This is a genomic window from Rhizobacter sp., assembly GCA_019635355.1.
Taxonomy (GTDB): Bacteria; Pseudomonadota; Gammaproteobacteria; order Burkholderiales; family Burkholderiaceae_C; genus Rhizobacter.
On sequence record JAHBZQ010000001.1, the window covers coordinates 2,484,466 to 2,510,819 of the forward strand.

Annotated in this window: 31 protein-coding genes; 19 read left to right on the forward strand and 12 right to left on the reverse strand. The window is 69.3% G+C overall.

The annotated features are described in order from the left end of the window. Nucleotides 1–74 precede the first annotated feature (74 nt). Genes KF892_11125 through KF892_11140 form a run of 4 tightly spaced genes read left to right on the forward strand, consistent with a single transcriptional unit; the run spans nucleotide 75 to nucleotide 2,823 of the window. Nucleotides 75–503, forward strand: coding sequence for a YciI family protein (locus KF892_11125; protein MBX3625557.1), 429 nt, complete (start codon nucleotides 75–77; stop codon nucleotides 501–503). Nucleotides 504–535: 32 nt separating this feature from the next. Further along, nucleotides 536–1,075, forward strand: a complete 540-nt coding sequence (locus KF892_11130; protein ID MBX3625558.1) for an SRPBCC family protein — start codon at nucleotides 536–538, stop codon at nucleotides 1,073–1,075. A 41-nt stretch (nucleotides 1,076–1,116) separates the two neighbouring features. Then, the gene (locus tag KF892_11135) at nucleotides 1,117–1,524 is read left to right on the forward strand and encodes a glyoxalase/bleomycin resistance/extradiol dioxygenase family protein (GenBank protein MBX3625559.1); all 408 of its coding nucleotides are present in this window, start codon (nucleotides 1,117–1,119) and stop codon (nucleotides 1,522–1,524) included. Between the two features lie 21 nt (nucleotides 1,525–1,545). Further along, complete coding sequence (locus tag KF892_11140) at nucleotides 1,546–2,823, forward strand: RNA polymerase sigma factor (protein ID MBX3625560.1); 1,278 nt, start codon at nucleotides 1,546–1,548, stop codon at nucleotides 2,821–2,823. Here KF892_11140 and KF892_11145 read toward each other — a convergent pair. Continuing rightward, nucleotides 2,816–4,054, reverse strand: coding sequence for a TCR/Tet family MFS transporter (locus KF892_11145; protein ID MBX3625561.1), 1,239 nt, complete (start codon nucleotides 4,052–4,054; stop codon nucleotides 2,816–2,818). The two genes, KF892_11140 and KF892_11145, sit on opposite strands and share 8 nt — an antisense overlap. Before the next feature lie 56 nt (nucleotides 4,055–4,110). On the opposite strand from KF892_11145, the gene KF892_11150 reads away from it, so the two are divergent. Both KF892_11150 and KF892_11155 read left to right on the forward strand, forming a co-directional pair. After that, nucleotides 4,111–4,980 (forward strand): AraC family transcriptional regulator, encoded by an 870-nt coding sequence (locus tag KF892_11150; GenBank protein ID MBX3625562.1) that lies wholly within the window; start codon nucleotides 4,111–4,113, stop codon nucleotides 4,978–4,980. A gap of 41 nt (nucleotides 4,981–5,021) precedes the next feature. Further along, a complete protein-coding gene (locus KF892_11155) occupies nucleotides 5,022–5,915 on the forward strand; it encodes an SDR family oxidoreductase (GenBank protein ID MBX3625563.1) in 894 nt (297 codons plus the stop codon). A 39-nt stretch (nucleotides 5,916–5,954) separates the two neighbouring features. Here the strand turns inward: KF892_11155 and KF892_11160 are convergent, their stop codons facing one another. Together KF892_11160 and KF892_11165 are read right to left on the reverse strand one after the other, a co-directional pair. After that, nucleotides 5,955–6,224 (reverse strand): GlsB/YeaQ/YmgE family stress response membrane protein, encoded by a 270-nt coding sequence (locus tag KF892_11160; GenBank protein ID MBX3625564.1) that lies wholly within the window; start codon nucleotides 6,222–6,224, stop codon nucleotides 5,955–5,957. 112 nt (nucleotides 6,225–6,336) lie between these two features. Further along, nucleotides 6,337–6,621, reverse strand: a complete 285-nt coding sequence (locus KF892_11165) for a hypothetical protein (protein ID MBX3625565.1) — start codon at nucleotides 6,619–6,621, stop codon at nucleotides 6,337–6,339. A gap of 169 nt (nucleotides 6,622–6,790) precedes the next feature. Here KF892_11165 and atzF point away from each other — a divergent pair, with 169 nt between their 5' ends. The 13 genes from atzF to KF892_11230 all read left to right on the forward strand — a co-directional run bounded on the left by atzF (nucleotide 6,791) and on the right by KF892_11230 (nucleotide 18,940). Beyond that, on the forward strand, nucleotides 6,791–8,614 hold the full coding sequence (gene atzF / locus KF892_11170; protein ID MBX3625566.1) for an allophanate hydrolase: 1,824 nt from the start codon (nucleotides 6,791–6,793) through the stop codon (nucleotides 8,612–8,614). A 43-nt stretch (nucleotides 8,615–8,657) separates the two neighbouring features. Further along, nucleotides 8,658–9,647, forward strand: coding sequence for an ABC transporter substrate-binding protein (locus KF892_11175; GenBank protein MBX3625567.1), 990 nt, complete (start codon nucleotides 8,658–8,660; stop codon nucleotides 9,645–9,647). Nucleotides 9,648–9,652: 5 nt separating this feature from the next. Then, nucleotides 9,653–10,507 carry an ABC transporter permease gene (locus KF892_11180; protein MBX3625568.1) on the forward strand — a complete coding sequence of 285 codons (855 nt, stop codon included), beginning with the start codon at nucleotides 9,653–9,655 and terminating at the stop codon, nucleotides 10,505–10,507. Then, nucleotides 10,504–11,325, forward strand: a complete 822-nt coding sequence (locus KF892_11185) for an ABC transporter ATP-binding protein (GenBank protein ID MBX3625569.1) — start codon at nucleotides 10,504–10,506, stop codon at nucleotides 11,323–11,325. Before KF892_11180 ends, KF892_11185 begins: the two co-directional genes overlap by 4 nt. A gap of 1 nt (nucleotide 11,326) precedes the next feature. Next, a complete protein-coding gene (locus KF892_11190; protein MBX3625570.1) occupies nucleotides 11,327–11,545 on the forward strand; it encodes a DUF4089 domain-containing protein in 219 nt (72 codons plus the stop codon). A 20-nt stretch (nucleotides 11,546–11,565) separates the two neighbouring features. Further along, nucleotides 11,566–12,951: an AtzE family amidohydrolase gene (locus KF892_11195; protein MBX3625571.1), complete on the forward strand. Its 1,386-nt coding sequence runs from the start codon at nucleotides 11,566–11,568 to the stop codon at nucleotides 12,949–12,951. 7 nt (nucleotides 12,952–12,958) lie between these two features. After that, nucleotides 12,959–13,333, forward strand: coding sequence for an oxalurate catabolism protein HpxZ (hpxZ, locus tag KF892_11200; protein ID MBX3625572.1), 375 nt, complete (start codon nucleotides 12,959–12,961; stop codon nucleotides 13,331–13,333). Nucleotides 13,334–13,408: 75 nt separating this feature from the next. Beyond that, nucleotides 13,409–14,140 (forward strand): GntR family transcriptional regulator, encoded by a 732-nt coding sequence (locus KF892_11205; protein MBX3625573.1) that lies wholly within the window; start codon nucleotides 13,409–13,411, stop codon nucleotides 14,138–14,140. Between the two features lie 156 nt (nucleotides 14,141–14,296). Beyond that, nucleotides 14,297–15,214, forward strand: a complete 918-nt coding sequence (locus KF892_11210; GenBank protein MBX3625574.1) for a FecR domain-containing protein — start codon at nucleotides 14,297–14,299, stop codon at nucleotides 15,212–15,214. Between the two features lie 67 nt (nucleotides 15,215–15,281). Next, a complete protein-coding gene (locus KF892_11215) occupies nucleotides 15,282–16,154 on the forward strand; it encodes a DUF3365 domain-containing protein (GenBank protein MBX3625575.1) in 873 nt (290 codons plus the stop codon). A 16-nt stretch (nucleotides 16,155–16,170) separates the two neighbouring features. Then, nucleotides 16,171–17,631: a serine/threonine protein kinase gene (locus tag KF892_11220; GenBank protein MBX3625576.1), complete on the forward strand. Its 1,461-nt coding sequence runs from the start codon at nucleotides 16,171–16,173 to the stop codon at nucleotides 17,629–17,631. A 71-nt stretch (nucleotides 17,632–17,702) separates the two neighbouring features. Next, complete coding sequence (locus tag KF892_11225) at nucleotides 17,703–18,350, forward strand: PEP-CTERM sorting domain-containing protein (protein MBX3625577.1); 648 nt, start codon at nucleotides 17,703–17,705, stop codon at nucleotides 18,348–18,350. Then, nucleotides 18,341–18,940, forward strand: coding sequence for a PEP-CTERM sorting domain-containing protein (locus KF892_11230; protein ID MBX3625578.1), 600 nt, complete (start codon nucleotides 18,341–18,343; stop codon nucleotides 18,938–18,940). Before KF892_11225 ends, KF892_11230 begins: the two co-directional genes overlap by 10 nt. Nucleotides 18,941–18,944: 4 nt before the next feature. Here KF892_11230 and KF892_11235 read toward each other — a convergent pair whose 3' ends face one another. From KF892_11235 to KF892_11275, 9 genes are all read right to left on the reverse strand, one after another. After that, nucleotides 18,945–20,057 carry an NADH:flavin oxidoreductase/NADH oxidase gene (locus KF892_11235; GenBank protein MBX3625579.1) on the reverse strand — a complete coding sequence of 371 codons (1,113 nt, stop codon included), beginning with the start codon at nucleotides 20,055–20,057 and terminating at the stop codon, nucleotides 18,945–18,947. A 7-nt stretch (nucleotides 20,058–20,064) separates the two neighbouring features. After that, complete coding sequence (gene gmhA / locus KF892_11240; GenBank protein ID MBX3625580.1) at nucleotides 20,065–20,658, reverse strand: D-sedoheptulose 7-phosphate isomerase; 594 nt, start codon at nucleotides 20,656–20,658, stop codon at nucleotides 20,065–20,067. A 14-nt stretch (nucleotides 20,659–20,672) separates the two neighbouring features. After that, entirely contained in the window at nucleotides 20,673–21,251 is a 579-nt protein-coding gene (locus KF892_11245; GenBank protein ID MBX3625581.1) for an NnrU family protein, read from the reverse strand. A 48-nt stretch (nucleotides 21,252–21,299) separates the two neighbouring features. Further along, the gene (locus KF892_11250; protein MBX3625582.1) at nucleotides 21,300–21,509 is read right to left on the reverse strand and encodes a DUF2788 domain-containing protein; all 210 of its coding nucleotides are present in this window, start codon (nucleotides 21,507–21,509) and stop codon (nucleotides 21,300–21,302) included. After that, nucleotides 21,509–22,351, reverse strand: a complete 843-nt coding sequence (locus tag KF892_11255) for a DUF2189 domain-containing protein (GenBank protein ID MBX3625583.1) — start codon at nucleotides 22,349–22,351, stop codon at nucleotides 21,509–21,511. The genes KF892_11250 and KF892_11255 overlap by 1 nt, the downstream gene beginning before the upstream one ends. A gap of 69 nt (nucleotides 22,352–22,420) precedes the next feature. Further along, nucleotides 22,421–23,008 carry a cysteine hydrolase gene (locus tag KF892_11260; GenBank protein ID MBX3625584.1) on the reverse strand — a complete coding sequence of 196 codons (588 nt, stop codon included), beginning with the start codon at nucleotides 23,006–23,008 and terminating at the stop codon, nucleotides 22,421–22,423. A 62-nt stretch (nucleotides 23,009–23,070) separates the two neighbouring features. Continuing rightward, on the reverse strand, nucleotides 23,071–24,627 hold the full coding sequence (locus KF892_11265; GenBank protein ID MBX3625585.1) for an ABC transporter ATP-binding protein: 1,557 nt from the start codon (nucleotides 24,625–24,627) through the stop codon (nucleotides 23,071–23,073). Next, complete coding sequence (locus KF892_11270; GenBank protein ID MBX3625586.1) at nucleotides 24,624–25,319, reverse strand: cysteine hydrolase; 696 nt, start codon at nucleotides 25,317–25,319, stop codon at nucleotides 24,624–24,626. Before KF892_11270 ends, KF892_11265 begins: the two co-directional genes overlap by 4 nt. After that, nucleotides 25,320–26,342 (reverse strand): formamidase, encoded by a 1,023-nt coding sequence (locus tag KF892_11275; protein ID MBX3625587.1) that lies wholly within the window; start codon nucleotides 26,340–26,342, stop codon nucleotides 25,320–25,322. It lies immediately after the preceding gene. Nucleotides 26,343–26,354 lie beyond the last annotated feature (12 nt).

Genomic DNA, 26,354 nt, shown 5'->3' on the forward strand with positions numbered 1-26,354 from the left:
TCGCCACGGCTGCGCCGTCGTGGGAATGAGAGCCGCCAGCGCCGCGGCTCCTTCCACGAACCAGGAGCGCCGACATGCGATTCATGATCATCGTCAAGGCCACGCCGGCGGCCGACGCCGCAGCCGCGATGCCCACCGAGGCCGAGATGGCCACGATGGCCGACTACCACGAGCAGCTGGTGAAGGCCGGCGTGCTGCTCGACGCGGCCGGGCTGCAACCCAGCGCCCGCGGCTGGCGCGTGAGCTACGACGCGCAGGGCCGCAAGCGTGTCGTCGACGGCCCCTTCGCCGAGACCAAGGAGCACGTGGCCGGCTACACGCTGATCCAGGTGCGCTCGGCGGAAGAGGCGCTGGAATGGTCGCGCCGCTTCCCGTCGCCCTTCCCGGGCAGCGAGTGCCACATCGAAGTGCGCCAGCTCCTCGAAGCCGACGACTTCACCCCCGGCGACGCGGTCGAGCGCTTCAAGGCCATCGACGTGCTCGCCCGCACCACGCGTCACTGACGCCGCACTGACCCACCCGCAGGAGCCCCCTCATGGCCAAGATCCTCATCACCTTCGCCGTCGTGCTCGTGGTCGCGCTCGGCACGCTGCTGGCCGTCGCCGCGCGCAAGCCCGACACCTTCCGCTTCGAGCGTTCGATCACCATCGCCGCGAGCCCCGAGAAGATCCACCCGCTGATCAACGACCTCCACCGCTTCAACAGCTGGAACCCGTACAACAAGAAAGACCCGGCGATGAAGACCGCCTACCGCGGCCCGCAGGCCGGCCCGGGCGCGGCCTATGACTTCGATGGCAACGGCAACGTGGGCCGCGGCACGCTGTCGATCGTCGAGCCCTCCGGCCCGAACAGGGTCTCGATGAAGCTCGACATGACGGCCCCGATGGAAGCCCACAACCTGATCGACTTCACCTTGCAGCCCCAGGGCACCGGCACCCACGTGACCTGGGCGATGCACGGCCCCACGCCTTTCCTCGCCAAGGTGATGCACACGATCCTCGACATGGACAAGATGCTCGGCACCGACCTCGACGCCGGCCTGGCCGACCTGAAGGCGCTCGCTGAACGTGCCTGAATCGCGAACCTGATCCACCCCACACGACACCGGAGTACGCCATGACCCACGACATGATCTTCGTGAACCTCCCCGTGAAAGACCTGCCGCGCTCGCGCGCCTTCTTCGAGGCGCTTGGCTACCACTTCAACCCCGAGTTCAGCAACAGCGAAGGTGCCTGTTGCGTGATCAGCGATCACATCTACGCGATGCTGCTCACCGAGCCCTTCTTCAAGACCTTCACGAAGAAGCAGATCGCCGATGCGAACCAGAGCATCGAGACGCTCATCTCTCTCTCGTGCACCAGCCGCGAGCAGGTCGACGAGATCGTGGCCAAGGCCGTGGCGGCCGGTGGCGTGGCCGACGTGAAGCAGGACTACGGCTTCATGTACTCGCACGGCTTCCACGACCTCGACGGCCACGGCTGGGGGCTCGTCTACATGGTGCCGGGGGCAACGCCCAACGCCTGATGGCGCGTGCAACACTGGCCCATGACCACCGAGACGACCCACCAAGCCATCACGGCCGTCTGGCGCATCGAAGCGGCCAAGATCATCGCCAGCGTGGCGCGCATGGTGCGCGACGTGGGCCTGGCCGAAGAGCTGGCGCAAGACGCGCTGGTGAGTGCGCTGGAGCATTGGCCGAAAGACGGCGTGCCCGACAACCCCGCCGCCTGGCTGATGACCACCGCCAAGCGCCGCGCCCTCGACCAGCTGCGCCACCACAAACTCGCCGCCGAGAAACACGAGCAGATCGGCCATGAACTCGAAGCGCAGGAGGCCCTGATCGTGCCGGACTTCGTCGACGCCCTCGACGCCGCCCGCGCCGACGAGATCGGCGACGACATGCTGCGCCTGATCTTCACCGCCTGCCACCCGGTGCTCAGCACCGAGGCACGCGTGGCGCTCACGCTCAAGATGCTGGGCGGCCTGTCGACGGCCGAGATCGCGCGTGCCTTCCTCGTGCCCGAGCCCACCGTCGCACAGCGCATCGTGCGCGCCAAGCGCACCTTGGCCGCGGCCAAGGTGCCCTTCGAGCTGCCGCGGGGCGACACGCTCGCGCCGCGCCTGGGCTCGGTGCTGGAGGTGATCTACCTCGTCTTCAACGAGGGCTACACCGCCACCGCCGGCGACGACTGGATGCGCCCTGCGCTGTGCGACGAAGCGGTGCGCCTCGGTCGCATCCTCGCCGGCCTGGCACCCAGCGAGCCCGAGGTGCATGGCCTCATCGCGCTGATGGAGCTGCAGGCCTCACGCACCGCCGCGCGCACCGACGCCGAAGGCAAGCCCGTGCTGCTGATGGCGCAAGACCGCAACCGGTGGGACCAACTGCTCATCCGTCGCGGCCTCTCGGCGCTGGAGCGTGCCGAGGCGCTCGCCTCGGGCACGCCCGGGCCCTACGTGCTGCAGGCCGCCATCGCCGCCTGCCATGCGCGTGCCCATGGGGCCGACGAGACCGACTGGCTGCAGATCGCCGCGCTCTACGACGCGCTGGCGCAGGTGCAACCTTCGCCGGTGGTCGAACTCAACCGCGCCGTCGCGGTGAGCATGGCCTACGGGCCGGCCGAGGCGCTGGCGATCGTCGACACCATGCGCGACGACCCGGCGCTCAAGAGTTACCAGTGGCTGCCCAGCGTGCGCGGCGACCTGCTCGCCAAGCTCGACCGGCGCGAGGAAGCGCGCGCCGAGTTCGAGCGCGCGGCGGCGCTGGCCGGCAATGCGCGCGAGCGCGAGTTCCTGCTGGAGCGCGCACGCGCGATGCTCAACTGACTCGCCCGCGCCCCGAGGTGCGCCAGCCCAGCAAAGCACCCGATGCGAGCACCAAGGCGGCGATGAAGAACGCGAGCCCCGGCAGGTGCACCCAGGCCTCGCTGCCCACCGAGACAGAGTAGACCCAGCCGAAGAAGAGCGGCGACAGCACGCCCGCGATGCTGGCCACGCTGTTGTTCGCGCCCTGCAGCTGGCCCTGCTCCGACTCCGACACCCGCCGCGTCATCAGCGACTGCAGCGTGGGCATCGCCAGGCCCCACAGGCCGTTGGGGAACATCGCCGCCACGAAGAGCCAGCCGTTGGGGGCGAGCCCCATGCAGGCGATGCCCACCGCGCCGAAGCTCAAGCCCAGCACCATCGTCGGCCCGTCGCCCAGGCGCTTGACCACCGGGCCGACGACCACGCCTTGCATCAGCATGTCGAGGATGCCCACCAGCGCCAGCAGCCCGCCCACCTGCGCCGCACCCCAGCCGTAGCGGTAGCCCGCGTAGAGCACGAACACCGCCGAGAAGAGGTGGTGCGCGAAGTGCAGCAGGAAGTTCACGCCGGCCAGGCCCGAGAGCTCGGGGTGCGAGCGCAGCAGCGTGAGCGCCCCGAAGGGGTTGGCGCGCTTCCAGCTGAAGGCCATGCGCTTCTCGGGCGGCAGCGACTCGGGCAGCACGAAGAGCCCGTAGAGAAAGGTGATGCCCCCGAGCGCCGCCGCCGCCCAGAACGGCGCCCGCGGTGACCACTCGCCGAGCAAGCCGCCGAGCAGCGGCCCGGCCACGAAGCCGCCGCTGAACGCCGCGCCCACGAGGCCGTAGACCCGCGCGCGTTTCTCGGGCGGCGTGATGTCGGCGAGGTAGGCGAACGCGGTGGTGAAGCTCGAGGTGGTGATGCCGGCGATGAGCCGCCCCACCGCCAGCCACCACAGGTTGGGCGCGAGCGCCATCAGCACGTAGTCGGCCGCGAGCCCCAGCGACGACAGCAGCAGCACCGGCCGCCGACCGTACCGATCCGACAGCGAGCCGATGATGGGCGAGGCCACGAACTGCATCAGCGCCCACAGCGCGATGAAGAGCCCGTTGAGCACGCCGGCCTGCGCGTTGGAGCCGACGAACTGCTCGATGAGCTTGGGCAGCACCGGAATGATGATGCCGAGCGCCACGATGTCGAGCGCGGCGGTGACGAGGATGAAACCCACCGCGGCCTGGCGGTGGAAGACGTTGGCGAAAGCACTGGTGAAAGGCATGGGCCGCGAGCTTGCCATGCCTGGCCGCCACCGCGGTCTTGCGCGAAGATGGCTCGATGCGCGACCGCCTGTTCCTTCGCCTGCCGGAAGACGAGCTGCACGGCCCCGAGACCGGCCCGCTCGCCCGCGCGACGCTGCGCGCCTTTGCACCCGACCCCACGCTGCAGCCCCTCATCGGCCCGCTGATGCTGTACCGCGAGACCGTGGCGAGCGATGTGGTGGAGCACGTCGTGCCCGATGGCGGCCTGCGCCTGGTGTTCAACCTCGGCGATGCGCCCACCACCGGCGACGGGCCGGGCCTCGTGGCCGGCGTGCTGGGGGCTTCGGCGGCGCCGGCCCGCGTGACGCTGCGCGGGCGCATGCATGCCTTCTCGGTGACGCTCAAGCCCGGCGCGGCGACGGCCTTGCTGGGGGTGCCGGCGGGGGAGTTCAGCGAAGGCCATGCAAGCCTCGACGCCCTGTGGGGCCCGCACGACGCGGCCGAGCTGCTGGAACGCCTGGCCGACGCGCGCAGCGACGCCGCGCGGGCCCGCCTGGTGCAAGCCGCCCTGCGGCGGCGCTTGCGCGAGGCCGCCCCCGTGCCGGCACGGCAGGCGCACGCGGCGCTGCGGCTCATCGCCACCGGCAGCGGCCCGCTGCGCGCCATCGCCGAACAGGTGGGCTGCAGCGAGCGCCGCCTGCAGCAGCTCTTCCACGCACACGTCGGCCTGCCGCCGCGCACCTGGCGCCGGCTGCTGCGCCTGCAAGACTGCCTGCGGCGCCTGCGCGAACACGGCGCGCACGCGCCGGCCTGGGCCGAGCTCGCCGTCGACTGCGGCTTCTACGACCAGCCCCACCTCGTCAATGAATTCCAGGCGCTGTGCGGCATGAGCCCCACCCACTACTGGCACAGCGCGATTTCGCATTCCTCCAAGACGGCGGCCTGACGGCACGCCACGATGGGCGCCCTTCCCCACGGAGACACCGCATGCCCGACACCTCCCGCCCCTTGCAAGGCCACGTGGCCGTGGTCACCGGCGCCAGCCGCGGTGCCGGCCGCGGCATCGCGCTCGAGTTGGGCGCGGCCGGCGCCACGGTCTACGTCACCGGCCGCAGCACGCGCGTGCAGCCAGCCGAGGGGTATGACCAGATCCTTGCGCTGTCGAAGCTCGACCGCCTCCCCGGCAACATCGACGACACCGCCGACGAGGTCTCACGCCTCGGCGGCCAGGGCATCGCGGTGCGCTGCGACCACACCGCCGAAGACGAGGTGCGCGCACTCTTCGAACGCGTCGGCCACGAGCAGCAGGGCCGGCTCGACCTGCTGGTCAACAACGCCTGGGGCGGTCACGAGAGCTTCGACGGCATGTTCGACGCGCCCTTCTGGGAGCACCCGCTCGCGCACTGGGATTCGATGATGGACCGCGGCGTGCGCAACCACCTCGTCGCGAGCCGCTGCGCGGCGCCCCTCTTCGTCGAACGGCGGCGCGGCCTCGTCGTCACCACCACCTACTGGGACCGCGGGCGCTACCTCCAGGGCAACCTCTTCTACGACCTCGCGAAGTCGGCGATGGCCCGGCTCGCGTTTGGCATCGCGCAGGAGCTGAAGCCGCACGGCGTCGCCTCGGTCGCCCTGTCGCCGGGGTGGATGCGAACCGAGTTCGTGCTGCGGGGCCACCAGACTGACGAAGCGCACTGGCAGGAACGCCCGGCGCTCGCGCGAACCGAATCGCCGCGCTACCTCGGCCGCGCCGTGGCGGCGCTGGCCGCCGACCCGCAGGTGATGGGCCGCACGGGCGAAGTGCTGCGCGTGGGCGACCTGGCGCGCGTCTACGGCTTCACCGACATCGACGGCCGGCAACCGGCGCCCTTCGAGCTCTGACGCCCGCGCGCCACGTCGACGGCCAGCCCCAGCAGGCGGTCAGCGTGCGGAGCCTCGACGGAAGAGATTCACGATGGCCAACAGGATCACGGCCCCCAGCAGCGAGACCCCCAGGCCCGCGATGCTGAAGTCGTTGCTGTTGATCGTGCCGGTGCCCAGCAGCGGGGCCAGCAGGAAGCCGCCGAGGAAGGCGCCCACGATGCCGACCACCACATTCAGGATCACGCCCTGTTGCGCGTCGGTGCGCATGATCATGCTGGCGACCCAACCGATGAGACCGCCGACGATGAGCCAGATGATGAAGTTCATGACCGTTCTCCACTGAAGTTCAAGGTGCGGGCAAGTTAACGCCCGCCCCCCGCGCACACGAGCGGAGAAGGTCCCGAATGGTCGTAGGCGGTGGCCTACGGGCCGTGCAGGCTCAGAACAGGGCGCGCGCCACTTCGTAGAGCGCGAGCAGCACGCCGCTCACCAGCAGGTTGGCGGCGAGGTGCCGGCCCCCGGCGCCCACGCGGATGCCCATGCGCGTGGACACGCAGGCCCACAGCATCACGAGCAGCAGGGCACCCGCATCGCCCTTGGTGAGGTCCATGCGGGCGAAGTGGGCGAGGCCCACGGCGAGCACCCACAGGCCGGAGCCCATCACGGTGGCGGCGGTGAGTTCGTTGAATGCGGGCCGGCGCAGCGGCACACCGATGAGGTTCATGAGCGGTACAGCAGAGGAAGAACAACCCCGACAGCGTAGTCGCTGTACCTGCGGTTACCGGGGCCAATTCCGGGCACAAGTTCGCGCCTGACGGGCGGCTGAGAACGACTGGCACGTGTTCTGCTTTGCATCTTGCATACAAGATGGCATGCACAACAACAGGGCACCCATGAGCACCAGCGACCCCCGCACCCTTGCAGAACTGCAGCAGGCCTTGCGCAGCGGCACCATGACGGTGCGGCAGCTGATACTGCGCTTTCTGAAAGAGCAGACCCAGCACGCGCTCTCGGCCTGGATCTCGCGGCCCGGCGACGACGCCCTGCTCGCACAGGCCGACGCCTGCGACGCCGCCCTGCTGAGCCAGGGCGCCGCCATCTTCGACACGCAGCCGCTGCTGGGCATGCCCTTCGGCGTGAAGGACAACATCGACGTTGCCGGCCTGCTCACCACCGCCGCCTGCAAGGGCTTCGCGACCGAGCCGGCACCGGCCCATGCGGTCGCGGTGCGCAAGCTCGTGGCGGCCGGGGCCATCCCCGTCGGCAAGACCAACCTCGACCAGTTCGCCACCGGCCTCGTGGGCACGCGCAGCCCGTATGGCGCGGTGCCCAACAGCTTCGACGCGGCGCGCGTGAGCGGCGGCTCAAGCTCGGGCTCGGCCTACGTGGTGGCGACGGGCCAGGTGCCGTTTGCGCTGGGCACCGACACCGCCGGCTCCGGCCGCGTGCCCGCGGGCTTCAACAACATCGTCGGCTTGAAGCCCACGCCAGGCCGCGTGAGCACCACCGGCCTGCTGCCGGCCTGCCGCAGCCTCGACTGCCTCTCGGTGCTCGCGTTGACCGCCGACGACGCCGCGCTCGTGCTCGCCGTGATGGAAGGGCCCGACCCGGCCGACGCCTACAGCCACTTCGCGCCTGGCCCCGCGCGGCTCAAGCCGACGCTGCGCGTGGGCATTCCGGCCGTGCCGGTGTTCAAGGGCGACGCCGGCTACCGCGAGACCTTCGCCCAGGCCTGCGCGCAGGTGCAGTCGCTCGGGCACGAGGTGGTGCCGCTCGACTTCGCGCCGCTGCACGCCACCGCCGAGCTGCTCTACGGCGGGCCGTGGGTGGCCGAGCGGCATGCGGCGGTGGAGCGCGTGCTCGACGAGCAGCCCGAAGCCTTCGACCCGGCGGTGAGGAGCATCGTCGAGAGCGCGCGCCACTTCAGCGCCACCGATGCCTTCCGCGGCCTCTACAAGCTGCGCGCCGCGCAGGCCGAGACCGCCAAGGTCTGGCAGCAGGCCGACGTGCTGATGGTGCCCACCGCCCCCGCGCACCCGACGATGGCCGAGGTGGCGGCCGACCCGATCGGCGCCAACGCGCAGCTCGGCAGCTACACCAACTTCGTCAACCTGCTGGGCTGGTGCGCCATCGCGCTGCCCTTCAACTTCACGGTGCGCGGCCTGCCCTTCGGCGTGACCTTCATCGCGCCGGGCGGATACGACGCCGCACTCGCGCATTTCGGTGCCGAATGGCAATCGCAGCTCACGCTGCCGCTCGGCGCGCTGCGCCGCGAGGTGCCGCTGGCGCCCACCCTCACCCGCGCGCCGGCCAGCGCGCCCACGCTCGCCATCGCTGTCGTCGGCGCGCACCTGAGCGGCCTGCCGCTCAACGGCCAGCTCACCGAGCGCGGGGCCACGCTGCGCCGGGCCACCACCACCGCGCCGCAGTACCGCCTCTACGCGCTGCCTGGCACCGTGCCGCCCAAGCCCGGCCTGCAACGCGTGGGCAGCGGCGGCGCCGCCATTGCGGTGGAGGTGTGGGACGTGCCGCTCGACCAGATCGGCTCCTTCCTCGCGCTCATTCCCGCACCGCTCGGCCTCGGCAGTCTGACGCTCGCCGACGGCACGTCGGTGCACGGCTTCGTCTGCGAAGCGCTGGCGCTCGACGGCGCGCGCGACATCACCGAATTCGGCGGCTGGCGGACGTACCTCGCGTCGCTGAAACCTGCTTCTTGAACCCGCCACCTGACCCGACCTGCATCCAACCACGGAGATCCCCATGAGCCAGAAGCACCTCGACACCCGCCGCCGTCGCATCGTCCAGGCCGGTGCCGCCCTCGCGCTTGGCGCACCGGCCGTACTGCGGGCACAGCCCGGCCCCAAGATCCGCATCGGCTACTGGCCCATCGCGGCCGGCCTGCCCTTCTACTCGGCCATCGAGCTGGGCTACTTCAAGGAGGCCGGGCTCGACGTGGAGCCGCTCAAGTTCGCCGGCGCCCAGCAGGTGATGGAAGCGGTGCTCTCGGGCCGCGCCGACGGCACCGCCAACGGCACCGGCTCGGCCAACATCGCCATCGGCGAGATCGCCCAGCCCGGCACCTTCAAGATCTTCTGCTCCAACCCGAGCAACGTGAAGAACGTGCTCGACGAGGTGATCGTGCCCGTGGCCAGCCCCGCCAAGGTGATGGCCGACCTGAAAGGCAAGCGCATCGCCTCCGGCCCCGGCATCCAGAACGTGACGCTCGCCAAGACCGTGCTCGAGCGCGGCGGCGCCACCGGCGCCACCGTGGTCGAGCTGCCCATCGGCCAGCACGTGGCTGCGCTCGCCGCCGGTCAGGTCGACGGGGCCTACACGCTGGAGCCCACCGGCACCATCGGCCGCATGAACGGCAGCACCCGCGTGCTCGAGGCCGGCGTGATCGCCCGCTACGTGCTGGGCGACCCGATGGCGCCGTGGTTCGGCGGCTCGGCTTCGTTGTCGTCGGAGTTCATCAAGAAGAACCCCGACGCCGCCAAGAAGTTCGTCGCCGCCTACGGCCGGGGCGTGGCCTACGTGCGCAGCAAGTCGGTCGAGGCCCGCCAGTACCTGAAGGGCTACACCGCCATCGAAGGCCCGCTCACCGGCGAGGTGCCGCTGGCCGCGTACACGATGTACAACGAGTTCACCCCGGCCGACGTGGCGCACTTCCAGAAGTTCTTCGACCTCTTCGCGGAAAAAGGCATCTTCTCGTCGCGCCTGATGGTCGACTCGATGCTCTACAAGGGCTGAGCATCATGGACGCCAGCACCTCCACCGTGGCCGCGCCCGAGCCGGCCGCCACGCCCAAGCCGTGGTCCCCACCGGCTGCGCTCGCCACACCCGTGGTGCCGCGCAAGCCGGCCTGGGGCAAGGCCCTGCCCTTCGTCGGGCCCATCGTGCTCTTCATCGTCTGGGACCTGGTCGTTCGCCTGGGCTTCATCAAGGCCATCCTGCTGCCGCCGCCACTGGCAGCGCTCGGCACGCTGGCGGGCGGCCTGCTCGGCGGCCCGCTGCTGGGCGACTTCCTCGTCACGGTGTGGCGCACGGTGCAGGCCTTCCTGATCGCCGCGGCGGTGGGCATGCCGCTCGGGGTGCTGCTGGGAAGCTCCGAGAAGGCGTATCGCAGCGTCGAGTTCCTGATCGACTTCTTCCGTTCCACGCCCTCGTCGGCGCTGATCCCGCTCTTCCTGATGATCTTCGGCGTGTCCGACATCAACAAGGTGGCGATTGCCGCCTTCGGGGCCATGCTGATCGTGGTGTTCAACAGCGCCTACGGCGTCATCAACGCGCGCAAGCAGCGGGTGATGGCTGCCAAGGTGATGGGCGCGTCGAAATGGCAGGTCTTCAAGGACGTGCTCATCTGGGAAAGCCTGCAGCCGAGCTTCGTGGGCCTGCGTTCGGCGGTCTCGATGGCCCTCGTGATCGTGATCGTGGCCGAGATGTTCATCGGCGCCGACAGCGGCCTGGGCAACCGCATCATCAACGCGCAGCAGGTGATGAACGTGAAGGACATGTACGCCTCCATCCTCGCGGCCGGCGCGCTCGGCTACGCCCTCAACGTGCTCTTCCTCGTCGTCGAACGCAAGATCGTGCATTGGAGCGGAAGATGAATGCAGTCCTCAATGGCCCGGTGTATGCCGATGTGCCCCAACCCAAGTTCGAGCCTGGCCCCGCGGGCACCCACATCACCATCCGCGGGCTGACGAAATACTTCGCCGGCTGGCCGCTGTACGAAGACTTCAACCTCGACATCCCCAAGCACAAGATCGTCTCGGTGTTCGGGCCCAACGGCTGCGGCAAGTCGACGCTGATCAACATGATCGCGGGCCTCATGCCCATCGACAGCGGCCAGATCCTCTTCGACGGCAAGACGCTGCAGGAGACCAAGATCGGCTACGTCTTCCAGAACTACCGCGAAGCGATGTTCCCGTGGATGCGCACCATCGACAACATCGCCTACCCGCTCAAGCTCGAAGGCAAGTCGAAGGCCGAGGTCGACCGGCGCATGGAAGAGCTCGTCGCCTCGTTCGACGTCAAGTTCGACCTCAAGCGCTACCCGTATGAACTCTCGGGCGGCCAGCAGCAGACCGCCTCGATCATGCGGGCCCTGGCCAACCACCCCGAGGTGCTCTTCCTCGACGAGCCCTTCTCGGCGCTCGACTTCGAGATGACCCTCTTCATCCGCGAGAAGCTGCAGGAGGTCTTCATGAAGACCGGCACCACCATGCTGCTGGTGTCGCACGACCTGGAGGAGGCGGTGTACCTCGCCGACCAGGTGCTGCTGCTCACCAAGCGGCCCACCAAGGTGGCAGAGATCTTGCAATACGAGGATGCGCGGCCGCGCACCGTGGCCACGCTCTCCGAGCCGAGCTTCATCGCCACCAAGAAGCAGAGCCTCGAGATCTTCCAGCGCGAGGTGAGACGTTGAGATGACGACAGCGACGACACAGGAAGACATCGAACGCTACGTGCGCAGCGCGGCCCAGATGGCCTCGCTGCCGCTGGCCGATGCGCAGGTGCAGCGCGTCGCCGTGCACCTGGCGCGCACCAAGGCCCTGGCCGACAGCCTGCTCGCCGTGCCGCTGCCCGAGGAGACGGAGCCCGCCGAGGTGTACCGACCTGCCCCCTTCCCGCCGGGCAACGAATGAGTTTCGCGAGGAGCCAAGACATGACCCCCGGCCTTTCCATCGTTCGCGCGGTCCACGCTGGCGAGATGCAGGCCGAAGAAGCGCTCGAGCACTGCATCGCGCGCATCGAGGTCACCGACCCCAAGGTCAATGCCTTCACCGACGGCAGCTTCGAGCGCGCCGTGCGCGAGGCCCGCGCCATCGACCAGCTTCGCGTGAAGGGCAAGCCACTGCCGCCGCTGGCCGGCATGCCCTACGCGGTGAAGAACCTTTTCGACGTGGAAGGCATGGTCACGCGCGCCGGCAGCAAGGTGCGCAACGATGCCCCGCCCGCCCACGAAGACGCAGAACTCGTGAAGCGCATGCGCGCGGCTGGCGCGGTGCTGGTGGGCGCGCTCAACATGGACGAGTTCGCCTACGGCTTCACCACCGAGAACTCGCACTACGGCCCCTGCCGCAACCCACGGCGGCTGGAGCACATCGCCGGTGGCTCCTCGGGCGGCTGCGGTGCGGCGGTGGCCGCGGGCCAGGTGCCGGTGACGCTCGGCTCCGACACCAACGGCTCCATCCGCGTGCCCTCGTCGCTGTGCGGCGTGTGGGGCTTGAAGCCCACCTTCGGCCGCCTCTCGCGCCGCGGCAGCTTCCCCTTCGTCGCAAGCCTCGACCACCTGGGCCCCTTCGCCCGCAACGTCGAAGACCTGGCTGCCACCTACGACGCCCTGCAAGGCCCCGACCCACTGGACCCCGGCTGCCATGCCACCCGCCTCCAGCCCACCACGTGGCAGATCGGCGCGAGCCTCTCGGGCCTGCGCATCGGCGTGCTCGGCGGCTACTTCGACGAGCACGCGAGCCCCGCCGCCCGCAAGGCCGTGGCCATCGCCGCCGAGGTGCTGAAGGCCACGCCCGGCGTGATCTGGCCCGATGCGGCCCTCGCACGCGCCGCCGCCTTCATCACCACCGCCAGCGAAGGCGGCTCGCTGCATTTGCCGCTGCTGCGGGAGCGCGCGGCCGACTTCGAGCCGCTGTCGGTCGACCGCTTCATCGCGGGGGCGCTGCAGCCGGCCGACTGGTACGTGCGCGCGCAGCGTTTCCGCCGTGTGTACCGCGACAAGGTGCTGGCGCTCTTCAACGAGTGGGACGTGCTCATCGCTCCCGCCACGCCGGTGCAGGCCACGCCGGTCGGCGCCGAGACCTTCGAGCTCAACGGCACCCAGGTGCCGGCACGCCCCTCGATGGGCCTGCTCACCCAACCGATCTCCTTCGCCGGCTGCCCGGTGGTGGCCGCGCCGCTCTGGCCCGAGGGCCGCAACGCCTTGCCGCTCGGCGTGCAGCTGATTGCCGCCCCCTGGCGCGAAGACCTCGCGCTGCGTGTCGGCCGTGCGCTCGAAGCCAGCGGCGCGGCGTGTTCGCCCATCGCCGGCATCTGAGAACAACATGGACATCAACAAACCCGAGGTCCTGGAAGAAGTCACCGCCGCCTTCCACCGCTACGAAGACGCGCTGGTGAACAACAAGGTCGAGGTGCTGGACGAGTTGTTCTGGAACAGCCCGCACACCCTGCGCTACGGCGCCACCGAAAACCTCTACGGCTACGACGAGATCGCCGCCTTCCGCGCCGCACGCCCGTCGGCCGGCCTCGCCCGCACGCTGCTGCGCACCGTGATCACCACCTATGGCGACAGCTTCGCCACCGCCAACGTCGAGTTCCAGCGCGTGGGCGCCACGAAGACGGGCCGACAAAGCCAGACCTGGATGAAGACGCCCGACGGCTGGCGCGTCGTATCTGCGCATGTAAGCTTGCTGGGATGAAACGACCCCCACGTCGCGTTGCTCCTGCCCCCCAAGGGGGCGTTCAGTGCCTTCGGGCGGCCGGGCGGCACTGAAATGAAAGCCCCGGCCGCCAAGAAGTCCAGCACCGCGCCCAAGGAGCCGCCGGCCAACCCGCGGGATCTCACACGCTCCGAGATCGCCTACCGGCGACTGAAGGCGGCGATCTTCGACTTCGTGCTGCTGCCTGGCGACGGCTTCACCGAGAGCGACATGGCCGAGCGCCTGGGCATGTCGCGCACGCCGGTGCGCGAGGCGCTGTTCCGGCTTGAACTGGAGGGCTATGTGAAGGTCGCCTTCCGCAGCGGCTGGAGCGTGGCGCCCTTCGACTTCCGCAAGCTCGAAGAGCTGTACGACCTGCGCGTGATGCTCGAATGCGCCGCCGTCGACCGCCTCTGCACGCAAGACCCCATGCCCGATCTGGGCCTGCTCAAGGCCATCTGGCTCGTGCCCGAAAAAGAGCGCAAGACCGACACCACCGAGGTGGCCACGCTCGACGAAGCCTTCCACACCACGCTCGTCTCGGCTGCGGGCAACCTGCAGATGGCGCGCGTGCACGCCGAGGTGACCGATGGCATCCGCATCGTGCGGCGGCTCGATTTCACCCAGCCGCCGCGCGTGGCGGCCACCTACGACGAGCACGCGAAGATCCTGCGTGCCATCCTCGCGCGGCGGGCCGACCCGGCCAAGCTGATGCTGCGCACCCACATCGAGGCCAGCAAGGCCGAGGTGCGCAAGATCACCATCCACAAGCTGCACAGCGCGCGCCCGGCCAGCACCGATTTGTAGCCAGCTGGCGATGCGCGCAACCGGCGCGTTCTTGTGTGACTTTCGTCGCGCTTTTCGGCCCCCCTATGGCCGGGACCCCTGAGCTTCTGACAGGTCAAACTGCACAGCGGTGCCGCTATGCTTGCGCACCCCGCGGGTCTGGCTCCCTAGAAGAACATGAAATTTGTCGTCTGGAAATCCACGCTCGGCCTTTTGTGCGCGCTGCTCACGGCAGCGCCCGCCTGGGCCGCCGCCTTCGCCACCGCCACCATCGCCGATGGCGAGGTGCAGCTCGTGCGCGCCGCAACCCGCCATGCCCTGACCGAAGGCGTGCGCCTGGCCAAGGAAGACATCGTCGAGACGACGGCCAAGGCCCGCTTCGTGCGCATCGAGTTCGCCGACGGCGTGATCCTCGACCTCGGCCCCGAATCGCGCGCGTTGATCGCCCCGAAGTTCAGCGGCGAGCGTGCGAAGCAGGCCTCGCGCTTCCACCTGCTGCGCGGCACCGCCAAGCTCACCGTGCCCAAGCCGCTCACGCCAGCGGCCGGCAGCTTCACCATCGCCAACACCGACATCACCGGCGTGGCCAAGAGCGCCGTGTTTGCCGCACAGGGCCAGGAGCTGCAGGTCTTCGCCGAGTCGGGCGAGGTCAACCTGCAGGAGCGTCGTGCCGGCAAGGTGGTGGGCAAGGCCACCGTCAAGAACAGCGAGTTCTACAGCCGCGCCGCCGACGGCAAGGCCAGCACCACGCCCCGCCCCACCGGCGCCTTCATCCAGGCGCTGCCCCGCGCCTTCATGGACAGCCTGCCCTCGCGCGCCGCCGCCTTTGCCAGCCGCGACGTGGCCCCCAAGCCGTTGGCCGAGATCAGCTACGCCGAGGCCGAGCCGTGGCTCGACGCCGAAGGCCTGCGCGCCTACTTCGTCACCCGCTGGAAGCCGCTCGCGCAAAACGCGGCCTTCCGCGAGGGCCTGGTCGCCAACATGGCCAACCACCCCGAGTGGGACCGCATCCTCTTCCCCGAGAAGTACCTGCCCAAGCCGGCGGCCTCAGCGGCGGCCGGCAATGCCCCTGCCCCGGTCTACAAGAAGCCCTGAACTGCATCCGCCGCGCCCGCGCGGCACGTAAGTCGCCACAGCACACCGATCCATCGAAAGTCGCCCCATGAAGCTGCTCGTCAAGTTCAACCTCGTGTTCCTGCTGGTCTTCGCCATCGGCCTCGGCGCCTCGGGCTACGTGGCCCGCAAGATGCTGCAAGACGGCGCCCACGAAGAAGTGCTCGACCGCGCCCGCCTCCTGATGGAAAGCGCGATGGCCGTCAGCACCTACACCGCCACGCAGGTGGCGCCGCTCCTGCAGACGCAGATGACCTACACCTTCCTGCCGCAGTCGGTGCCGGCGTATTCGTCGTCCGAGGTGTTGAACGCCCTGCGCAAGAACCACCCCGAATACGCCTACAAGCCGGCGATGCTGAACCCGACCAACCCGCGCGACCGCGCGCAGGACTGGGAGGAAGACGTGATCTCGCGCTTCAAGCAGTCGCCTGACGAGAAGGAGTTCATCGGCCAGCGCAGCACGCCCTCGGGCCTGGTGACCTACATCGCCCGCCCGATCAAGATCACCAACCCCGAGTGCCTGCGCTGCCACAGCACGGTGGAGGCGGCGCCGAAGCCGCTGGTGGAGAAGTACGGCCCGGCCAACGGCTTCGGTTGGAACCTGAACGAAGTGCTGGGCGCGCAGGTGGTGTCGGTGCCGATGTCGGTGCCGCTCGACCGCGCCGACCGCAACTTCAAGGTCGTGATGGGCCTGCTCGCGGGCGTGTTCCTGCTGATCGGCCTGGCGCTCAACCTGATGCTGTGGCAGCTCGTGATCCGCCCGGTGAGCCAGCTGTCGAAACTCTCCGACCGCGTGAGCCTGGGCGAACTCGATGCGCCAGAGTTCAACGTGAAGTCGAAAGACGAGATCGGCACTTTGGCGGAATCGTTCACGCGCATGCGCAAGAGCATGGTCCATGCGATGAAGATGCTCGATTCCTGAGACTGACAATCATTCGATGTCCCATCCGGCCCAACTTGGCAAATATCCGATCACGGGTGTGCTCGGCAAGGGCGCGATGGGCGTCGTCTACAAGGCCTTCGACCCGGTCATCAACCGGCCGGTCGCGATCAAGACCATCCACAAGGCGTTGATCGGGCAAGACCTCTCGGGCTCGTCGACCACCGCCCGCTTCAAGAACGAAGCCCGCGCGGTGGGCCGCATGTCGCACCCCGGCATCGTGGCGATCTACGAGTACGGCGAAGACGCCGACACGGCCTACATCGCGATGGAGTACGTGGAGGGCCGCACGCTCTCGCAGATCCTCCACGGCACGCCGCAGCCGCCCGAGTGCGACGTGCTCACCATCATGGACCAACTGCTCGCCGCGCTCGATTGCGCGCACAAGCACGGCGTGTGGCACCGCGACATCAAGCCGGCCAACCTGCTCGTCACCAACAGCGGGCAGTTGAAGGTCACCGACTTCGGCATCGCCCGCATCGAGTCGGTGGTGCTCACGCAGATCACCTCCACCATCGGCACGCCGGGCTACATGGCACCCGAGCAGTACATCGGCGAAAACGTCGACCACCGCATCGATGTGTTTGCGGCCGGCGCCATCCTCTACGGCATGCTGGTCGGCCACCCGCCCTTCCAGGGCTCGGCCGAGTCGGTCATGTACAAGGTGGTGAACGACCACCCCGTGCCGCCGAGCAAGGTGCCCGATTCGGGCCGCCCGGCGTTCTACGACGCCATCGTCGCCAAGGCCCTGGCCAAGAAGCCGGCCGACCGCTACCAGAGCGTGGCCGAGTTCCGCGCGGCGCTCGCCAAGCGCGACCTCTCGGCCGAGCCCGACACCGGCGAGACGACCATCATCGTCGTGCGCGACGACGCGCCCCCGGCGCCGCCCGTCGGCGTGCTCGACCCGCCCAGCGGCGTGCCGCGCTCCATGCCGACCAGCATCCCCGGCTGGGACCCGGCCACGCTGCACCAGGTGGAGCTGGCGCTGGCCTCCTTCGTCGGCCCGATGGCCAAGGTGATGGTGCGCAAGGCGGCGCGCGACGTGCACGACATCCACGGCTTGAAGACCACCCTGTGCGACCAGCTCGGCAGCGAGCAGGACCGCCAGCGCTTCATGGCCAAGTTCGACGCCGTCACCTCGCCCGGCCGGGTGGGCCATGCGAGCGGTGGCTCGAAGTTCACCGCCGCCGCCCCCCACACGCACGCCCCGGCCACGCAGCCCGGCAGCGGCACGGGCAGCGGCGGCGTGGCCCTCGGCACCGCGATCACCGCCGAGACGCTGGCGCATGCCACGCGCGTGCTCAGCACCAGCATCGGCCCGATCGCGAGCATCGTGGTCAAGAAGAGCGCCGCCAAGGCGCAGACCCTGGAGCAGCTCTATGCGCTGCTGGGTGAGCAGGTGAACGCCGGCAGCGAGCGCGACAAGCTGCTGGCCGCGCTGCGCAAGCCGGCGCGCTGACAGCACCGAGCCCGCACCGCGGAACGGCGTTTGCCGCAAAGCGGCACCCGTGGCTCCCTGCGGAGGCTCTCATGGACCTTCGTTCCCGCCCTCTGGCGCGTGCGCTCGCGCGTGCCATGCTCCCCGTGTTGCTGGGCGCCTGCGCCACCCTCGCGCACGCCGCGTTCATCGACTTCGAAGACCTGCCGCCCATCCCCGGCAATGAAGACCTGAACGGCTACCCCGTCACCGACCAGTACGCGCACCTCGGCGTCCGCTTCCAGGACAACGTCTACCTCGTCCACTGGACGGAAGACGCGACCCTCGTGTCCTTCCTCGACGACAGCTCGCTGACGCTGAGCTTCCGCTTCAGCGGCGCGCTGCCCACCCACGTGAGCTTCGACGTGATGAGCGGGCAGCCGCTTTCGGTGCGCTGGCGGGGCGCCACCGGCCGCGGCGAAAACATCGAGATCGACCGTGGCAACCATGTGTCGTTCGCCTCGCAGGCCGGCATCGCGCTGGTGAAGATCGTGCACCCGCAGGGCGTGCGGGCCGACTACGTGAGCTTCGACAACCTCTACTTCGGCAGCGTGCCGGCGGTGCCCGAGCCGGAACCGTTAGCGATGGCCGGCGTGGGCCTGCTCGCGCTGGCGTGGCGGCGCTGGCGCAACGCGCGGGTGGCAAGAACTGCCAGGCCCGGTAAAGACGACCGTCACCGGAAGGAGACCCCATGCGCCTGAACCGTCATCTGCGTGCCCTCGTCGCCGTCCTGCTGGGCCTCGCCACGGCAGGCGCCCATGCCGTGCTCATCACCTTCGACGACCTGCCGCCCCCCGCCGACCCCGGCCAGTTCGCCGGCACGCCGGTGACCGACGAGTACGCAGCGCTCGGCCTCGTCGTCAACGAGGGCTACCTCGCCGGCTCGGGTGTTCCCGGCAGCGACCAGTCGCTCTACGGTGCGCCCTACCTGAGCCTGAGCTTCATCGGCGGCACGCTGCCCACCTACGTGAGCCTCTACGTCAGCGCGCCGGCGCGCGACCGGGTGTCGGTCGACGCCCGCGGCCCGGGTGGCTGGGGCCAGACCTTCGAGACCGACGGCGCCGGCTGGCCCGACTCGACGCCCTACCGGCCCAACCAGTACGTGTCGTTCCACTCGGCCAGCGGCATCTCGAACCTCGACCTGAGCGCCTTCTACTTCCTGCGCACCGGGCCGGTCATCGACAACCTGTATTTCGGCAACGTGGCACCGGTGCCCGAGCCGGCCTCGCTGCTGCTCGGCGCGGCGGGGGTGCTCACGCTGTGGGCCGCGCGGCGGCGGCGCAACGGCTGAAGGCTCAGGCCCCTTCGAACAAGCCCTTCACGCCATGCGGCGCACTGCGCCAGTACTGCGGCGGCGCGCTCACCTGGGCGCCCAGCGCCGCAGCGGCATGCCAGGGCCAGCGCGGGTCGTAGAGCATGGCCCGCGCGAGCGCCACCGCATCGGCCTGGCCCTCGGCGAGGATGGCCTCGGCCTGCGCTGGCTCGGTGATGAGGCCCACCGCCATCGTGGGCATGCCCACCTCGTCTTTCAGGCGCTTCGCGAGCGGCAGCTGGTAGCCCGGCCCGATGGGAATCGCCTGCTTCGCCGAGAGCCCGCCACTGCTGACGTCGATGGCCGCACAGCCACGCGCCTGCAGCGCCTTCGCATAGACCACCGTCTCGTCGAGCGACCACCCGCCCTCGACCCAATCGGTGGCCGACACGCGCACCCACACCGGCTTGTCGGCGGGGAAGGCAGCACGCACCGCGTCGAACACCTCCAGCGGGAAGCGCATGCGGTTCTCCAGGCTGCCGCCATACGCATCGCTGCGCTGGTTGGACAGGGGCGAGAGGAACTGGTGCAGCAGGTAGCCGTGCGCCGAATGCACCTCGACGCCCTCGAGCCCCAGCCGTGCCGCGCGGCGGGCGGCGGTGGCGAAGTCGTCGCGGATGCGGGCCAGCTCGTCCACGCCGAGGGCATGCGGCGCATCGTAGTGCGCGAGGAAGGGCACTGCCGACGGGGCCACCGTCTTCCAGCCACCGGGGGCCTGGGGTGCGATCTGCGCGCCACCTTCCCACGGCGGGAGCGTCGAGGCCTTGCGCCCGGCATGCGCGAGCTGGATCGCGATGGGCATCGTCGAATGCCGGCGTGCCGCGGCCAGCACACGGCCGAGCGCCGCTTCGTTGGCATCGGAGTAGAGGCCGAGGTCCTGCGGCGAGATGCGGCCTTCGGGCGACACGCCCGTCGCCTCGAGGATCAGCAGGCCGGCGCCCGACAGCGCGAGCTGGCCCACGTGCATCAGGTGCCAGTCGGTGGCACTGCCGTCGACGGCGGAGTACTGGCACATCGGCGCGATGACGATGCGGTTGCGTAAACGCAGCGGGCCGATCTGCCAGGGTTGGAAGAGGCGTGGGGTGGTGGCAGTCATGGCCGCGTCAGCGGTAGTTGCCCGGGAAGAGCTGCCGCTCCACCGACTCGATCAGGATGTGGATCACCTTGATGTGCAGCTCCTGCGAGCGGTCGGCAAACTTGCCGCCCGGGGTGCAGATCTCGATGTCGGCGAGCGTGCCGAGCGTGGCGCCCGGCTTGCCGGTGAGCGCGATCACCTTCATGCCCTTCTTCTTGGCCATCTCGGCGGCGGCGACCACGTTGCGGCTGGTGCCGCTGGTGCTGATGCCCAGCAGCACGTCACCCGCGCGGCCGTGGCCTTCGAGGTAGCGCGAGAAGATGTGCTCGTAGCCGTAGTCGTTGCCGACGCAGCTGATGTGCGAGGCATCGCTGATGGACGCGGCGCCGAGCGCGGGGCGGTCCTGCCGGTAGCGGCCGGAGAGCTCTTCGGCGAAGTGCATCGCATCGCACATCGAGCCGCCGTTGCCGCAGCTGAAGGCGCGGCCCTCGCGCTTGAAGGTGTCGGCGAGCAGGGTGCCGGCCGCGTCGATGGCGCGCAGCGTGGCCTCGTTGGCGATCAGGGCGTCGAGCGCGGCGCGCGCCTCGATCAGGGTCTGCTGGATGTGCGGGCTCATGGTCATCACTTTCAAAACAGTCAAAGTGCCTTGCCAAGCGGCGAGACGCCGATCAGCCAGGCATGGGCGCGCCACATGAAGAGGCCGTAAAGCGCCAGGCCGCCAACGATGGCGATGAGGTCGTTGGCCGCGCCCGGCGGCGCGCCGACAGTGGGGCGCTGCACGCGCCGCTTGAACGAGATGCGGTCGAGCACCGCCCAGGCGAGAAAGCCGCCGAAGAGCAGCACGTCGGCCAGCGTGCCGTTGGCCAGCAGGTGCGACAGCGCCCACAGCTTGGTGGCGGCGAGCATCGGGTGTTTCGTCGCGGTCTTGATGCGCCCGGGCAGGTAGGCCGCCAGCAGCAGCGTGAAGAAGGGCAGCATCAGCAACAGCGACACGTGGCGCAGCCAGGTGGGCGGCGCGTAGAGCACCACCGGCGTCTGCCGCGCCACGCCGTAGCCGTAGACGAGCAGCACGAAGCCGGCGACGGCGATCAGGGTGTAGAGGCCCTTCCAGGCTTTCTCGTTGCGCGCCGCCTGCGCATCGCGCCACGCGGGCGCAACGATCGAGACGGAATGAATGCCGAGAAAGAGGACGAGGCCGAGTACGAGCAGGGTCATGGGCAGCTCCAGCGCGGGGAGTGGCGCAGTCTACCGGCTACCCCTGCCCTATGTCGTGAGCAACCACTGGATGACGAACTTGGCCACGAAGCCCAGCATGCCCAGGCCCAACGCGAGGAAGAGCACGAAGGTGCCGAACTTGCCCGCCTTCGATTCCCACGCCAGCTGGCCGATCACGAAGACCATGTAGAGCATGAAGGCCCCGACCCCGAAGGTCAGGCCGAAGCCCGCGATCTGCTCTTCGCTGAAGCCGAACATCAGCGTTCCCTCGTGAGGGACGACGGCCATTCCGACTCGCGCGCCGGCCAGTGCTCCACGTCGACGAGGTCGCGGTAGGCGTGCCAGCTCGCATGGCCGAGCATCGGCATCACGAAGACGAGCCCGAGGAAGAACGATGCGAGCCCGAGCGCGACGAAGAGCCCGATGAGCACGGCCCAGAAGGCGAGCGGCACCGGGTTGGCGAGCACCGCGCGCCAGCTGGTGAGCACGGCCTGCATGAGCGTCACGCGCCGGTCGAGCAGCAGCGGCATCGCGACCACGCTCGACGCGAAGATGGGCGCCGCCATCACGCCGCCCAGCATCAACCAGCCTTCGAACAGCCAGCCGCGCGTGTCGAGCACCACATGCCGCACGAAGTCGATGGGCTGCAGGATGGGCACCGGCGCATACAGCGTGATGAGCGCCGCCGAGGTGAGCACCCAGCCGGTGCCGGCCAGCGCCAGGCCAATGCCGAAGCGCACGAGGCTCCAGTAGTCGGCGCCCCATTTGTCGAGGTGGTCGCGCTGCCAGTGCAGCCAGGTGTCGATGACCACCCGCAGCGTGGCCGGCTCGCGGCGCTCGAGCGCGCGGCTCAGGGCATAGAGGCTCGTGGCGAGCACCGGCGCCACCAGCAGGAAGCCCGACAGCGCCCCGGCGAGCAGCCAGAAGCGGTCGTGCGCGATGAGCACGATGCCGGCCCCGCCGAGCGCGAGCACCAGCCCGTGCGCGAAGCTCAGCCAGCCCACGCGCGCCATGTCGCGCCAGGCGAGCACCAGCCAGACCAGGGGCTGGCCGAGAGGGATGCTGCGCACCGGGGGGAGCTGGCGAAACCGCGGGTTCATGGGGCCGCACCAGTGTAGGCACGCGGCGGCGCGCGCCTTTGATCCAGAACAGCTACGGGCGCCCCAGGCTCAGCGCAGGTCGGCCAGCCGGGCCGTCCAGCCGACGATGCCGCCCTGCGCCCGGATCATCTCGATGGCCGCCTGCTTGAACTCGGGGAAGTAGGAGCCGGTGGCCTCTTCGATCAGCAGGCATTCGTAGCCACGGTCGTTCGCCTCGCGCATGGTGGTCTGCACGCAGACTTCGGTGGTGACGCCGCCGAAGATCAGGTGGGTGATGCCGCGGGCCTGCAGTTGCTCGCCGAGATCGGTGCCGTAGAAGGCGCCCTTGCCCGGCTTGGCGATCACGAGGTCACCGTCTTGCGGCAGCAGCTCGGGCACGAAGCCGGCGCCCGGCTCGCCGAGGATGAGGATGCGGCCCATCGGCCCCGGGTCGCCGATGCGCAAGGAGGGCTTGCCGCGCAGGCGCTTCGCCGGCGGGCAGTCGGACAGGTCGGGGCGGTGGCATTCCTGCGTGTGGATGACGAGGATGCCGTGCTCGCGGCACCACGCGATGAGATCGGCGGCCGCCGGCACCACGGGCTCCAGCAGCGATACATCGTTGCCGAGCGTCGCGCCGAAACCGCCGGGCTCGATGAAGTCGCGCTGCATGTCGATCATCACGAGCGCGGTGTGTGCGGGGTCGAAGGTGAAGGAGCCCGGCTGGGCGGTGATGGTGATGCTCAATGCGCGCTCCCGCCCATGAAGGCGCCGAGGCGGTTGCGGTCGGCTTGCCGGGCATCCGTCTCATGCACCACTTGCCCACCGCTCATGACGGCGATGCGGTCTGACAGTGCGAGCAACTCGTCGAGGTCTTCGCTGATGAGCAGCACCGCGCCGCCGCGGTTGCGCACGTCCATCAGGCGCTGGTGGATCTCGGCCACCGCCGCGAAGTCGAGGCCGAAGACGGGGTTGGAGACGATCAGCACCTCGGCGTCGTCGCTCAGCTCGCGCGCGAGCACGGCGCGCTGCACGTTGCCACCCGAGAGCGAACGGATCTGCGCCAGCTCGCCACGCGTCTTCACGCCGAACTCACCGATGAGCTTGCGGGCCCGCTCTCGCAAGGTGCGACCCCGCATCCAGCCCAGGCGGGCGGCAGGCGCCACGTCGAAGGCGCGCAAGCCGATGTTGTCGGACACGCTCATGTCGCCCACGCAGGCGTTGCGCAGCGGCTCTTCGGGCAGGCTGCGCACCTTGAGGCGGCGGTTCTGTGCACGCGTGGCCGCAAAGCGCTCGGCGCCGACCCACACCTCGCCCGACACGCGCCGGCGCTGCCCGACCAGCGCTTCGGCGAACTCGCGCTGGCCGTTGCCCGAGACCCCCGCGATGCCGACGATCTCGCCCGCATGCACGTTGACCGACAGGCCGGCCACCGCCACCTGCCCACGGTCGCCGTCGACCACCAGCGACTTCACCTGCAGCCTCGCCTCGCCCCGCTCGCGCTCGGCGCGCTGCGGTGCCGCGAACTCGCGCTTGGCATCGCCCTCGCCGCCCACCATCTCTGCCGCCAGTTGCTGTGGCGTGGTTTCGTCCACGCGATGTGCCGCCACGAGCTTGCCCTTGCGCAGCACGCTCACGTCATCGGCATAGGCGGTGACCTCGCGGAACTTGTGGGTGATGAGCACGATGCTGCACTCGCCCGCGTGCGCACGATCGCGCAGCAGGCCCAGCACCTCGTCGGCCTCTTGCGGCGTGAGCACCGAGGTGGGCTCGTCGAGGATCAGGAGGCGCGGCTTGAGCAAGAGCTGCTTGAGGATCTCCAACTTCTGCTTCTGCCCGGCCGAGAGCTCCTGCGGCGTGGCATCGAGGTCGAGCTTGAAGGGCGTGGTCTGCATGAACGCGGCGAGTGCCGCACGCTCCTTCTTCCAGTCGATCACCGCCGGCAGGTGGCCGCGCGCGAGCAGCAGGTTCTCGGCCACGGTCATGCCGGGCACGACGGTGAAGTGCTGGTAGACCATGCCGATGCCCAGGTCGCGTGCGATCACGGGCGTGGCGATGTCGTGCTCCTTGTTGTCGAGCAGCACCGCGCCTTCTTCGGCGCGCTGGTAGCCGACCACACATTTCACGAGCGTGCTCTTGCCGGCGCCGTTTTCGCCGAGCAGGGCGTGCACGGTGCCGGGGCGCACCTTGAGCGACACATGGTCGAGCGCGGTGAAGGCGCCGAAGCGCTTGGTGAGCTCGTAGGTGTCGAGAGCGAGCGCGCCGGTGGGGCGGGGCACAGGGTCGAGCGGCGCGGTCATGCGGTCACCGTCTCGATGACGGCCTTGGAGTCGGAGACGGCGCCAAACACGCCGCCCTGCATCGTCACCATCTTCAGCGCCGCTTGGTGGTTGCCGAGGTCGGTGGCGCCGGTGCAGTCGGACAGGATCAGACACTCGTAGCCGCGGTCATTGGCGTCGCGCATGGTCGTGTGCACGCAGACGTCGGTGGTGATGCCGGTGAGGATCAAGTTGCGGATGCCGCGGGTGTGCAGGATGAGGTCGAAGTTGGTGGCGTAGAACGAGCCCTTGCCCGGCTTGTCGATCACCGGCTCGCCCGGCAGCGGTGCGAGCTCGGGAATGATTTCCCACCCCGGCTGGCCTATCGTGAGGATGCGCCCGCACGGGCCCATGTCGCCGATGCCGATGCCGTTGGTGCCTGCCTGGCGCGAGCGCCAGAGTTTGTTGGCGGGCAGGTCCGACAGATCGGGCTTGTGGCCTTCGCGGGTGTGGATGAGCGTGTAGCCCGCATCGCGCATCACCTTGAAGAGCTTCTTCAGCGGCTCGATGGGCGCGCGGGTCATCGAGATGTCGTAGCCCATCTTGTCGACGTAGCCGCCGGGGCCGCAGAAGTCGACCTGCATGTCGATCACGATGAGGGCGGTGTTCTCGGGCCGCAGGTCGCCGTCATACGGCCAGCGGTAGGGGTCGGCGGCAACGTAGCGTTTGTTCATTCAGGCCACCTTCTTCAAAGACGGAGCTTCGGCCCCGACGTAGCTGCGCGTCGGGGCCTCGAAGCCGCAACTCGTGCCGTCGGTCACCTGCACGCTCGCTTCCCAGGGCAGCACGTAGCGGCCGGCGGCCATGTCGTGCATGTAGGTGTAGGGGCAGTCTTGCGCGCCGCCCTTCACCGCCACGTAGCCGCGGTGGTAGAGCTGGTAGATGTTGTTCTCCACGCCCCAGGTGGCGCGCGCTTCGCGCACGAGGTCGGGGCGCAGCTCGCAGGTGATGATCTCGTCGGGTCGGCCGCTGCCTTCGACCATCACGGTGCCGTCGAAATTGCAGAACATGCCTTCGCCCATCGAGTCGAAGGTGCCGTCGCTGCCGCACATGCAGACGTTCGCCGTGTAGACGAGGTTGCAGAAGGCGTTGGCCTGGTTGGTGATCTTCCACGCATGGCGGATCGGTGCGGTGTAGCCGGCCGTTCGGATCACGATCTCGGCGCCCTTGTAGGTGGCCTCGCGTGCCATCTCGGGGAACATGCCGTCGTGGCAGATGATGAGTGCGAGCTTGCTGCCATTGGGCCCGTCGCACACCGGGATGCCGAGGTTGCCCGGCTCCCATGGCTCGACCGGCACCCAGGGGTGCAGCTTGCGGTAGTAGAGCTTGATGGCACCGGTGTCGTCGATGATCAGGCCACTGTTGTAGGGGTTGCCCTCAGGGTTGGCTTCCATGATGGAGAAGCAGCCCCAGATCTTGTTGGTCACGCAGGCCTGCTTGAACGCCGCCACCTCGGGGCCGTCGAGCGTGCACATGATCTCGGGGTTGGTGTCCATCGAGAGGCCGTGCAGCGAGTACTCAGGGAAGACGACGAGGTTCATCGTGCCCTGGTTGCGGCGCGCCTTGGCGACCATCTCAACGATGCGCTGGGTCTGTGCCGCAAGGTCGGCCTTCGTCTTCACGACCGGCAGCTGCAACTGCACCAGCCCCATCACCACGCCATTCGGCGACTTGTTCAACCCACCGAGACCACTCATCGTGTTGCTCCT